Origin of the sequence: Duffyella gerundensis (genome assembly GCF_001517405.1) — a bacterium.
Classification (GTDB): Bacteria; Pseudomonadota; Gammaproteobacteria; order Enterobacterales; family Enterobacteriaceae; genus Duffyella; species Duffyella gerundensis.
Map to the genome: position 1 here is coordinate 1275564 of NZ_LN907827.1, position 12025 is coordinate 1287588.

At 57.3% G+C, this 12025-nt stretch carries 10 protein-coding genes; 6 read left to right on the forward strand and 4 right to left on the reverse strand.

Going from position 1 to position 12025, the window contains the following annotated elements; all coding sequences use genetic code 11:
* The first annotated feature begins 56 nt into the window (after positions 1 to 56).
* From EM595_RS05880 to EM595_RS05900, 5 genes are all read left to right on the forward strand, one after another.
* A complete protein-coding gene (locus tag EM595_RS05880) occupies positions 57 to 449 on the forward strand; it encodes a YbhQ family protein (RefSeq protein ID WP_067428922.1) in 393 nt (130 codons plus the stop codon).
* A gap of 181 nt (positions 450 to 630) precedes the next feature.
* Entirely contained in the window at positions 631 to 1305 is a 675-nt protein-coding gene (locus EM595_RS05885; protein ID WP_067428924.1) for a response regulator, read from the forward strand.
* Positions 1306 to 1458: 153 nt separating this feature from the next.
* Positions 1459 to 2904: an ATP-dependent RNA helicase RhlE gene (rhlE, locus tag EM595_RS05890; RefSeq protein ID WP_067428927.1), complete on the forward strand. Its 1446-nt coding sequence runs from the start codon at positions 1459 to 1461 to the stop codon at positions 2902 to 2904.
* A complete protein-coding gene (gene dusC, locus EM595_RS05895; RefSeq protein WP_067428930.1) occupies positions 2904 to 3872 on the forward strand; it encodes a tRNA dihydrouridine(16) synthase DusC in 969 nt (322 codons plus the stop codon). Before rhlE ends, dusC begins: the two co-directional genes overlap by 1 nt.
* Positions 3873 to 3932: 60 nt before the next feature.
* Entirely contained in the window at positions 3933 to 5129 is a 1197-nt protein-coding gene (locus EM595_RS05900) for an MFS transporter (protein ID WP_067435215.1), read from the forward strand.
* Here EM595_RS05900 and EM595_RS05905 read toward each other — a convergent pair.
* A complete protein-coding gene (locus EM595_RS05905; protein WP_067428933.1) occupies positions 5116 to 6672 on the reverse strand; it encodes an inorganic phosphate transporter in 1557 nt (518 codons plus the stop codon). The genes EM595_RS05900 and EM595_RS05905 overlap by 14 nt on opposite strands.
* A 209-nt stretch (positions 6673 to 6881) precedes the next feature.
* Between EM595_RS05905 and EM595_RS05910 the strand changes: the two genes are divergently transcribed.
* Positions 6882 to 7889, forward strand: coding sequence for a DUF481 domain-containing protein (locus EM595_RS05910; RefSeq protein WP_067428943.1), 1008 nt, complete (start codon positions 6882 to 6884; stop codon positions 7887 to 7889).
* A 42-nt stretch (positions 7890 to 7931) separates the two neighbouring features.
* Here the strand turns inward: EM595_RS05910 and EM595_RS05915 are convergent, their stop codons facing one another.
* The 3 genes from EM595_RS05915 to EM595_RS05925 form a co-directional block, all read right to left on the reverse strand.
* The gene (locus tag EM595_RS05915) at positions 7932 to 9260 is read right to left on the reverse strand and encodes a L,D-transpeptidase family protein (protein ID WP_067428946.1); all 1329 of its coding nucleotides are present in this window, start codon (positions 9258 to 9260) and stop codon (positions 7932 to 7934) included.
* Between the two features lie 183 nt (positions 9261 to 9443).
* On the reverse strand, positions 9444 to 11258 hold the full coding sequence (locus tag EM595_RS05920; protein ID WP_067428949.1) for a glycoside hydrolase family 15 protein: 1815 nt from the start codon (positions 11256 to 11258) through the stop codon (positions 9444 to 9446).
* Between the two features lie 165 nt (positions 11259 to 11423).
* On the reverse strand, positions 11424 to 11999 hold the full coding sequence (locus EM595_RS05925) for a DedA family protein (protein WP_067428952.1): 576 nt from the start codon (positions 11997 to 11999) through the stop codon (positions 11424 to 11426).
* Positions 12000 to 12025: the final 26 nt, after the last annotated feature.

The following is a 12025-nucleotide window of genomic DNA, read 5'->3' on the forward strand; positions in this document are numbered from 1 at the left end:
TCGGCACATCCGCCGGTTGCACTTGGGCGACCCGCAGGGTCTGCCAGGAGAAACTGATGAAATGGTCTAACCGTATCCAGATTGTCACCGGACAAACTTGTGTACATATTGCCCTGCATTTGCTGCTGATTGCGGCGCTGGTTTGGGGCTGGAAACATCAGGCGCTGATTGAAGTCAGCACGGTATTGATTTCCGCTTATGTCACGGTCTGTCTCGCGATGATTATCACCCAGCGCATTGAACACCTGCGCACCATTGGGGACTTTCTGGAAGAGGCAACTACCACCTATTATTTTGGCGCCGCGATGCTCACGCTGTTTCTGGTATCGCATGTGGTTCACAACAACCTGCTGGTCGGCGGTTTAGGCATTATTATGCTGGCTGGTCCTGCGGTGGTTTCGCTGCTGGCAAAAGAGCCGGCGCGTCACATCGTTAAAAAACGTTCCTGACGGGTCTTTCCCGCCGTAACAAGGGCCACCATCGTGTGGCCCTTGTTGTTTCTGTTTCGCCGTCACTGCCTGTTTTTCTCTGCGGTTTAAGAAAGTTAGCTCATCGTCCGCTTTTCTTTGACAGGACAGGGCGGCTGTACGTCGCGCCACAAACAGGGACGTTATTAAAGGGCAACAGGCTATGGCGACAAGACACCACGCATTTACAATCCGTATTGCCATTCTCGACGATCACCCCATCGTGCGCTGGGGTATGCAAAACTTTCTCAGTATGGAAAAAGATCTGGAGCTGACCGGCAGTTTTGGTCAGTCTACGGAACTGCTGGCCGCGCTGCGTGACAGCTGCCCGGATGTCTTGCTGCTGGATTACATGCTGGAAGAGGGCGAAATCGACGGTCTGGCGCTGATTCGCAATTTGATGACGCGCTACCCACGGCTGAAAATCCTGCTTACCTCCTCGCTGGAAAGCCCGGCGGTAATCCGCATGGCGATGAAGGCGGGCATCAAGGGGTTTGTCGGCAAAAGCGAACATCCGCAAACCATCGTTAAGGCGATTCGCTATGTGGCGCAGGGAAAAATCTTTCTCACCGATATGCTCGACTGGGAGATGCAGGATGCCCGCAAAGAGATAGGCGAGCCCAGCGGCACCAGCCTGGCGGTTGCCGCGCTCAGTGCGCGTGAATCGGAGGTGCTGCGCTGTTTTCTTGATGGCATGAGCGTTGGTGAAATTGCCCTGAAATATAAACGCAGCCGCAAAACCATCAGTGGGCAGAAGCAGTCGGCGCTGCGCAAGCTCAGCATCAAAACTGACGCCGAGCTGTTTCGTTATCGCGAAAGTTTGTTTACGCAACCCTGACTCGCGGTGCGGTGCGAAAGCTGATATACTCCGCCGCTTACGCACCGTAGTTTGTGCCCCCTTTCAAACGTCAGCTCAGGCTGGCGTCATTTTTCCCCCTGGAAACTACGCCGAGAATATCGGTCAGGGCGGAGACCGGAGTTAGCCTCATTTATGTCTTTTGATTCTCTCGGCCTGAGTGCCGATATTCTGCGTGCGGTTGCCGAGCAAGGCTACCAGGAACCTACTCCTATCCAGAAGCAGGCCATTCCTGTGGTTCTGGCAGGTCGCGACCTGATGGCCAGCGCGCAGACCGGCACCGGTAAAACCGCGGGTTTTACCCTGCCGCTGCTGCAACTGCTGAGCAATGCCGACGACCAGCCTAAAGGGCGTCGTCCGGTACGCGCGTTGATCCTCACGCCAACCCGTGAGCTTGCCGCCCAGATCGGTGAAAACGTTAACGATTACAGTAAATACCTTAACCTGCGTTCGATGGTGGTTTTCGGCGGCGTGAGCATTAACCCGCAGATGATGAAACTGCGCAGCGGTGTTGATGTGCTGGTTGCCACCCCGGGCCGTCTGCTCGATTTGGCACAGCAGAACGCCGTAGACCTGTCGAAGGTCGAAATTCTGGTGCTGGATGAAGCGGACCGTATGCTGGATATGGGCTTTATTCACGACATCCGTCGTGTGCTGTCCCGACTGCCTGCGCGTCGTCAGAACCTGCTGTTCTCCGCGACCTTCTCCGATGAGATCAAGTCACTGGCTGAGAAGCTGCTGACCAATCCTGAGGAAGTCTCGGTTGCCCGTCGCAACACCGCCTCTGAGCAGATTACCCAGAACGTGCATATGGTGGATAAGAAGCGTAAGCGCGAGCTGCTCTCTTTCCTGATTGGCCGTGATAACTGGCAGCAGGTGCTGGTGTTTACCCGCACCAAGCATGGCGCCAACCATCTGGCTGAACAGCTGAATAAAGATGGTATCACCGCCGCAGCGATCCACGGCAACAAGAGCCAGGGCGCACGTACCCGCGCATTGGCTGATTTCAAATCAGGTCAGATCCGCGTACTGGTAGCAACCGATATTGCGGCGCGTGGCCTCGATATCGAAGAGCTGCCGCACGTGGTGAACTATGAACTGCCTAACGTACCGGAAGATTACGTGCACCGTATTGGCCGTACCGGCCGTGCCGCCGCAACCGGTGAAGCGTTGTCGCTGGTATGCGTCGACGAACTGAAGCTGCTGCGTGATATTGAGCGCCTGCTGAAGCGTGAAATCCCGCGTATGGCTATCGACGGTTACGAGCCCGATCCAAGCATCAAAGCTGAGCCGATCCTTAACGGTCGCCAGCAGCGTGGCGGCGGTGGCGGTGGTAACGGCGGCGGACGCGGTCGTGCACCACAGGGCGGCGGTCGTGACCGTTCCGCTGGCGGTGAGCGTCGCAGCAGCAGCAGCGGCGATCGCAGTGCGGCAGGCGGTGAACGTCGTGCTTCCTCCGATCGTCCGGCAGCGGCCAGCGGCCAACGTCGTGCGCCACAGGCAACGACCGCTGACGGCGCACGCCGTACGCGTCCGCGCCGTGCCGCCAACGGCAATACCGGTAACCGCGGCAACGAATAATGCGTGTTTTGCTGGCGCCGATGGAAGGCGTACTCGATTCACTGGTGCGGGAATTACTCAGCGCCGTCAACGATTATGACCTGTGCATCACCGAGTTTTTACGGGTGGTGGATCAGCTGTTGCCAGCAAAATCGTTTTATCGTCTCTGCCCGGAGCTGCATCAGCAGAGCCGGACGCCCAGCGGCACGCGGGTACGCATCCAGCTGCTTGGACAACATCCACAGTGGCTGGCTGAGAACGCCGCGCGTGCGGTTGAACTCGGTTCCTGGGGCGTCGATCTGAATTGCGGCTGTCCGTCGAAGCTGGTTAACGGCAGCGGCGGCGGCGCCACCTTACTCAAAGATCCCGAACTGATTTATCGCGGCGCAAAAGCGATGCGTGCAGCGGTACCAGCGCATCTGCCGGTCACGGTGAAAATTCGCCTTGGCTGGGATTCCGACGCGCGGCAGTTTGAGATTGCCGATGCGGTGGAGCAGGCGGGTGCCAGCGAGCTGGTGGTGCATGGCCGAACCAAAGAAGATGGCTACCGTGCCGAGCGCATTAACTGGGCGGCGATTGGCGAGATTCGTCAGCGGCTACAGATTCCGGTGATCGCCAACGGTGAGATCTGGGACTGGCAAAGCGCGCAGGATTGTCTGGCAGTCACCGGCTGCGATGCGGTGATGATTGGCCGTGGCGCGCTCAATGTGCCGAACCTCAGTCGCGTGATTAAATACCGTGAACCACCGATGGCCTGGCCAGAGGTGGTGCAGTTACTTCAGCGTTACAGCGTGCTGGAAAAGCAGGGTGACACCGGGCTTTACCACGTCGCACGCATCAAACAGTGGTTGGGCTATCTGCGTAAAAACTACGTTGAGGCAGATTCCCTGTTCACGACCATTCGCACTTTGCGCACCTCCGGCGCCATTGCGGACGCGATCAACCAGATAGCGATGCAACTCAGCAGAGAAAAATCCACGACCCATTAGTCTGCTAAGTGTATGATGGCCTTTCCTTCACACACTCATAACATCTGTTACGTTTTCGCTATGACCCAATCAGCCCCCCTCAGTAATGCCCAGCTTAACCGGCGTATTCTCTCCGTTATTATTTTTACCTTCTTCTGCTATCTCTCCGTTGGCCTGCCGTTAGCGGTATTGCCAGGTTTCGTGCATAACCAGCTTGGCTACAGCTCATTTATGGCTGGCCTGATTATCAGCATTCAATATTTTGCCACGCTGCTCAGCCGCCCGCAGTCGGGTACGCTGGCCGATAAGCTCGGGCCGAAGCGCGTGGTGATGCTGGGACTGGTCTGCTGTGGCCTCAGTGGCCTGTTGACGATCGCTGCGGCGCTGGCCGCCTCGTTGCCCGCGCTGAGCTTAGGCCTGCTGGCGCTGGGCCGCGTCTTTCTCGGCATCGGCGAAAGCTTTACTAGCACCGGTTCAACGTTGTGGGGCATGAACATTGTGGGTCCGCTGCAAACCGCACGCGTTATCTCATGGAACGGCGTGGCGACCTATTTTGCCATGGCGCTGGGCGCACCGCTGGGGGTGTTGCTGAACACGTTTTTTGGCCTGCACGGCTTCGCTGCGCTGGTGCTGCTGATGGGTGCGCTGGGTTTTGTGCTGGCCAGCGGCAAACCGGCAGTAAGCGTGGCGCTCGGGGAGCGAATTCCGTTTCACAAGGTATTCAGCCGCGTCTGGTTTTATGGCCTCGGATTAGGTCTTGGTACGATTGGTTTTGGCGTCATCGCCACCTTTATCACCCTCTATTATGCCAGCCGAGACTGGCAGGGCGCCGCTTTTGCGCTGACGCTGTTCAGCCTGGGCTTTGTGGTAATTCGGCTGCTGCTGGGCCGCTTTATTACCCAGCATGGCGGCCTGAAGGTCTCGCTAATCTCGTTCATGGTGGAGTGCATTGGCTTGTTGATTATCTGGCAGGCAGATGCGATCTGGCTGGTGGATTTCGGCGCTTTCCTCACCGGCGCCGGTTTTTCACTGGTCTTTCCGGCGCTGGGCGTTGAGGCGGTCAAACAGGTTGAGCAGCAGAATCAGGGATCGGCGCTCGGCACCTATTCCGCTTTCCTTGATATGGGGCTGGGATTAACCGGCCCGGTTGCTGGTTTATTGATTGGCCGCTGGGGCATCGCATCGGTCTATCTGGCCGCCGCGCTGATGGTGGTGGGCGCAATGGCGCTGATTCTGCGGCTGATGCAGCAGCAGCGTATCCTCGCTAAAAGCCACTGAAAATCAGGTAAAGCAGCGCCGCCAGCAGGATCGACACCGGCAGCGTTAGCAGCCAGGCCACGGCGAGCCGACGCAGCGTTAACATTTGCAGGCCTGAACGGTTAGCTACCATAGTGCCCGCCACGCCAGACGTCAGCACGTGCGTGGTGGAAACCGGCAGACCGGCGCCGTCCGCCATGCCGATGGTCGCCATTGCCACCAGTTCGGCGCTGGCGCCCTGTGCATAGTTCAAATGCTGGCGACCGATGCGTTCGCCCACGGTAATAACGATGCGACGAAAGCCAACCACCGTGCCCAGGCCCAGCGCCAGCGCCACGGAAATTTTCACCCACAGCGGAATGGCCTGGCTGGCGCGATCCATCTCAACCTTCACCTGCATCAGGCTATGTGTGGTCTCAGCGGGCAGCACCAGCGTGCTGCGCTGCAGTTTGCCAATGGTGTCACTGGCGAGCAGCATGGCATCACGCAGTGCTAGCGCTCTGTCAGGGGGACTGTCGGCTGACGAACCAAACTCCCGCAGCTCGGCGGCGATGCGGCTGAGCAAACCCACCAGCGCAGGCAGTGTTTGTTGATCAAGGGTATCGCGCTGCAGCACGCTTTGTGGATCGCCCAACAGTAACTGATTCGGCACGACCCGGCTGAGCTGCAACTGGCTCTCCTGTACCTGTACAGCGAGCTGCCCGTTCTGTTCAGGCGAGAGTGCGGCATTCATCGACATGCCAACCGGCAGCGTGGTGGCCAGAATTAACATCATCAATCCCATGCCTTTCTGCCCGTCGTTAGAGCCGTGGGCAAAGGAGACGCCGGAACAGGTAAGAATCAGCATACCGCGGATCCAGAAAGGTGGCGGCTGATTGCCCTGCGGCGCCTGAAACAGCTGGCGATCGCGTAGTACTGCTTTTCCTGCCAGCAGCAGTAGCGCGGCACAGCCAAAGCCCACCAGTGGTGAAAGCAACAGTGCGTAACCCACTTTGATCGCCTGCTGCCAGTCAACGCCCTGCGCCAGGCTGTGATGGTGCAACAGCGCATTGGCCATGCCGACGCCGAGGACAGAGCCGATCAGCGCATGAGAAGAAGAAGAGGGCAGGCCAAAATACCAGGTGGCGAGGTTCCAGCTCAGCGCTGAGAACAGCAGCGCAAACACCATCGTCATGCCGTCGCCGCTGGCAGAGGCGTGCAGCATATCAGCCGGCAACAGCGCGATCATGCCGAAGGCCACCACGCCGCTGGAGAGCAGCACGCCGAGAAAGTTGCAGATACCGGACCAGATCACCGCCGTGGTGGGCGACAGCGAGCGGGTATAAATCACCGTGGCTACCGCGTTGGCGGTATCATGAAAACCGTTAACAAATTCAAAGGCCAGTGCGGTCAGCAGCGCTAACAGCATCCACGGCAGCGCGGCATTTCCGCCGCTCTGCTGCCATTCCTGCAACAGGCTGAAGGCAGCATAAAGCAGCGTGGCAATAATCAGCAGCGCAATAACGGTGGTGGAACGGTGGCGCGGCGCGGTAGCGCGTCCGGCAATCAGGCTGTACTGGCTCATCAGGACCCTTGAATTCGGTTAGCTCTGCTTCTGATACGCCTTTTTTGTGACAGTAAAATGACGCATCCAAACCTCTGCCGCAGAGCAGAAAGCGAAACAAATTGATTTTGCTACAGTCTTTAGCTGTTTCAGATGATCTCCGCTGTCAGTTGGCGCCGGTTACTGGCAGGCTTAACGCAGCACAGCGCCGATGAGGAAACGATCCGCTAATGAGATGTTTAGTTGTTTTGACCGGCCTGTTGTTGATGGCGCTAAGCTCTGGCGTCCAGGCCGATACGGTATGGATGCGCAACGGCGATCGGATTAACGGCACCATACGCTCATTGAGCGATGGCAAGCTGGTTATGGATACCACCTACGCAGGCACGCTGTCGATTAACTGGACGGAAGTGAGCACCCTGGCGAGTAACAACGCCATTGAGCTGCGCAACTCCACCACCAAAGAAGCATACCGCGTGCGGCTCATTGCCTCCGATCCTGGCTATATCGACGTGCAGCGCGACGATGCCATTGAAACGGTGTCGGTCAGCCGGGTGGATGAATTTATGAAGGCGAAGGTGCGCAGCGACCAGCTCAACTGGGGCGGCAATGTTGACGTCAATATCAAGCTGCTGAAAGCCTCAACCCGTACACAGGATTACAATTTTGCGCTGAATAATAAAATTACCCAGGGTCGCTGGCGACACGATTTTGGCAGCACGTTCAATCGCGAAAAAGAGAATGACTCGATCAATACCGATAACTACAGCCTGCGTTATGCGCTGGACTATCGCTTTCGCGAGCAATATTTCTGGCAGGGCCGCCTGAACTGGCGGCGCGACTGGGTTGAAGATCTCTCGCATCAGGCGGTAATAGGCACCGGGCCGGGCTATCAGTTCTGGGATAATGAGCTGGGATCGTTCTCGCTGTCATTGCTGGCCGGGGTATTCGAATATGGTTACAGCGACGGCAGCCGCGATCGCAATTTTGGCGGCACGCTGCACTGGGATTATGAGCGCTACCTTCGTGGCAAAACGCTGACGTTGTTCAGCCATGGCGACGTGACGCATTCCATTGATGAAGACGGCATTTTTACCCTAAACGGCGAAGTGGGCCTGCGTTTTGCCCTGACCAGCTGGTCAACGCTAAATGTGGGTTATGGACATAATCTGGTGAGCGGTACGCGGGATACGCTGAATGAACGACGCTTTACTACCGGGCTGGGCGTGAAGTGGTAAGGGATCGGCCTCTTCCGCGGGTGCGGAGGAGGCCGAAAAACATCAGGAAGGGTTGCTGCCGTTAAGCACTGGCGGCTGCGGCACGGTGTCTGGCGCTGCGGCGTTGCCATTGCTGACTGGCGCCGACTGCTGGCCGTTGGTCGCTGGCGCAGGCTGTGCTGGCTGCTCGCCGTTCATTACTGGCGCAGGTTGTGAAGGCTGTTCACCGTTCATCACCGGGGCTGGCTGTGCTGGCTGCTCGCCGTTCATCACTGGCGCAGGTTGTGAAGGCTGTTCACCGTTCATTACCGGCGCAGGCTGTGACGGCTGATCACCGTTCATCACTGGCGCAGCATCACTGTTAATGATGTTGGCACCCTGCGTGGTGGCGGGTGTCATTGGCTGTTCCTGCGGCTGGGCGCCAGGCGCCTGCGCGACCGGAACCGGTACATTGTTGATGTCGCTGGCGGCGGCATTCACTTTTACCGGCATGCCGGTACGTGCCTTCAGCGCGGCATCAATCTGCGCCTGATCAACGCTGGCATCCACCACCACTTTGCTGACCGCTGGCGTGATGCTTAACGGTACTGGCTCGCGGGAAGTGAACTGCTCTTCGGTGGTGGAGAGTGGGTTGTGCACTTCAACGTAGCGCGAACCGTCCGGCTCTACGCTGGCTTTGATCGGCTGATCGATGAACTGAACGCGTGTGCCAACCGGCACATTGTCGAACAGCCATTTGATGTCGTTAGCACGCAGACGCACACAGCCGTGGCTGACGCGCAGGCCGATACCAAAGTTAGCGTTGGTACCGTGAATCGCATAGAGACGACCGATGTAGAGCGCATACAGGCCCATCGGGTTATCCGGACCGGCCGGGAAAACCGCTGGCAGCGTTTCACCGCGTGCCTGATACTCTTCGTGCATTTTTTTGGTTGGCGTCCAGGTTGGGCCATCCTTTTTACGCTGCACGGTAGTGGTCCAGTTTACTGGCGTATCTTTGCCCAGTTCACCGATACCAATCGGCAGCACCACCACGGTTTTGGTGCCTTTCGGGTAGTAGTAAAGACGCATTTCGGCGCTGTTGATCACAATGCCTTCACGCGGCGCGTCAGGCAGAATCAGCTGCTGAGGAATAATGATTTTCCGGCCAGCCTGCGGCAAATAGACATCAATACCTGGGTTGGCTTCCAGCAGGTTGCTCAGGCCCATTTGATACTGCGCAGCAAAAGCTTCCAGCGGAAGTTTGCTGTCCTGCGGAACGGTAATTTCGAGGTTATCGCCGATCAGGCGGCTGTTAGCCGGCGGAAGGGGATAAACCACTGCAAAAGCGGACTGGCTAAAAGCCAGGGCGGCGATGGCTACTGTGAAGAACGCGCGAATACTTTTTTTCATGTTTTTTCAGGTAGTTAATGCCTTTTTCAGGCTTGTTAGAGAGTCAACCCAATTTCGGCTGCTGTGACCGGCTGCACATTATATGTGCATTGAGACGCGTTGGAAATCAACAATCTTCAGATCTTAAATGACTTTGCGTAAATTATCGTAAAACACCCCGAATAAACGGGGTGCAGAACGGGATTACGGCTGCCACTGCGTGGTTTCACCGCTGAGTTTACGATTGAGGAAAAACGCCGCGCTGATCAGCGCCAGGTGGGTTAATCCCTGTGGAATATTGCCCAGCGGATAACCCTGTACGTCAAACTCCTCGGCATAGAGGCCCAGCGGATTGGCATAGCTCAGCAGCTTTTCAAATTCGAAATGCGCTTCGTCGATGCGGCCCGCGCGCGCCAGGCACTCGACGTACCAGAACGAACAGGCGGCAAACGCGCCTTCACCGCCGCTAAGACCATCGGCAGGCGTTTCGTGAATGTTATAGCGCTGTACCATGCCGTCGGAGACCAGATCGCGTTTGATCGCATCCAGCGTCGCCAGCCAGGCAGGATCGGTGGCGCTAACAAACCGCACCAGCGGCATCAGCAGCATCGACGCATCAAGAAAATCGCCGTGGCGGGTAGCGGAGAAATGGCCTTTTTTCTCATTCCAGAAGTTCTGCCAGATATCATCACGGATTTCACCGCGCACACGATCCCAGCGATCGTACGGCATCGATAACGATCGCTTCATGCCCAGTCGCAGTGCGCGATCCAGCGCCACCCAGCACATCAGTCGCGAATGAAGAAAGTGTTCCGGCTCACCGCGCATCTCCCAGATGCCGGCATCCGGCTCCTGCCAGCGCTCGCACAGATGATCGATCATCTGCACCACATAATCCCAGCCGCGATGGCTGATCGCCTCGCCATATTTATTGGCCAAATAGATGGCGTCCATCAGCTCGCCGTAAATATCGAGCTGCGTCTGATTCCAGGCTTCGTTGCCGATGCGCACCGGCGTTGAACCGGCGTAGCCAGAAAGATGCGGCAGAGTGGTTTCATGCAGCTCGGTGCCGCTGTCGATGCGGTACATCACCTGCAAATGATCGCGGTCTTTATGGCTGTTCTGAATGCAGCGTCCGACCCACTGGGTAAAGTGCTGCGCTTCCTCGGTGTAGCCCAGACGCATCAGCGCATACATGCTGAACGAGGCGTCACGGATCCACGAGGCGCGATAGTCCCAGTTACGCTCGCCGCCCAGCTCTTCCGGCAGACCAAAGGTCGCGGCGGCGGCAATAGAACCGTGCTGCCAGTTGGTCAGCAGCTTCAGCGCCAGCGCCGAGCGGTTGACCATCGCCTGCCAGCGGCCACGATAGTTGCTTTTCTTGCTCCAGCTCTGCCAGTAATGCAGCGTCTCCTCGAAGCAGGTCAGGGTGGTTAACTGCTCAAGATGGGGATCGTCATGGCTGCCAAACATAAAGGTGGCGTGCTCGCCCGCTTTCAGAGTGAAGGTGGCCACCGCGGCGTTATCCTCTACCGACATCGAGACCGTGGCGGAGAGTCGCAGCGTGGGCTGCTCGCTGGCGCTAAAGGCGATGCTGCCGTTGACCACTTTTGCCGTGGTTTCGGCACGGGCGTAATCCATTTTAGGCGAACAATGCATCTTGTAAGTTGCCTCACCGCGCACCATTTTCACCCGACGAATAATGCGTGGCAGGGTATCTTCCTGCTGACAAATCGGCATGTAATCAGTGATTTCCGCCACGCCTTGTTCATCCAGCCAGCGGGTTTGCAGAATATTACTTTCCGGCAGATAAATTTGCTGGCGGCGAGCATTTTTCCACTGCGGAGCGATCTGAAACAAGCCGGCTTTATCGGTATCAAGCAGCGCGGTAAACACCGATGGGCTGTCAAGATTGGGCCAGCAGAAATAGTCGATAGCACCATCGTTTGCCACCAGAGCACAGGTGCGCAGATCGCCGATGACGCCGTGATCGCCAATAGGTCGTTTTGGAGCCGTCATGATATTCCTTGCCGGAGGGAGAGAAGTTAACTATAGCCAAACAGCCACAACGGGATGTCAATGGTGGGTAAATGGTCCAGATTCCTGCCCGTCAGAGGACGAAAGCGCAGGCGGCGGCGCACACCGCCTGCTGATCAAAAGTATCTCAGAACGTAACCGTGGCGCTTATTCACTGCGGCGATGGTGCCAGCGACGAATAAAAAAGCGCACCAGCATGGCGAAAATCGCTGCCGCCACCAGCCACAGCAGCGGCTTGAGATGCTGGTCGAGCTTATGTAACCACGGGGTAACGATCTCACCAGCAAAGTAACCAATGGTGACAAACAGTAGGGCCCAGATCGCCGCGCCAATCACGTTGAGAATAAAGAACTTCAGCGGCTTAAGGTGACTGGATCCAATAATGATCGGCCCGACCAGGCGAAAGCCATACATAAAGCGCGCGCCAATCACAAACAGCTCCGGGCGGCGGCGAATCATCTTGTTGGCCTTGACGATTTTGTCCTGATGCTTGTGCATTTTATCCAGGATGCGCGAGCCGTAGCGCCGCCCGACGTAAAACAGCAGCTGATCGCCAATAATGCCGCCCGCCATCGCCGCCAGCACCACGCCGGTAAAATGTAGCAATCCCTGATGCGCCGCCACGCCGCCCAGCAGGGTAAAGGTTTCTCCCTCGGCGATACAGCCAATCACCAGCGCGATATAGCCGTACTGCGCAATAACTCCATTAATATCAATGTGCAAAATCTCTCTTCCTGTCGTTGCGCCTG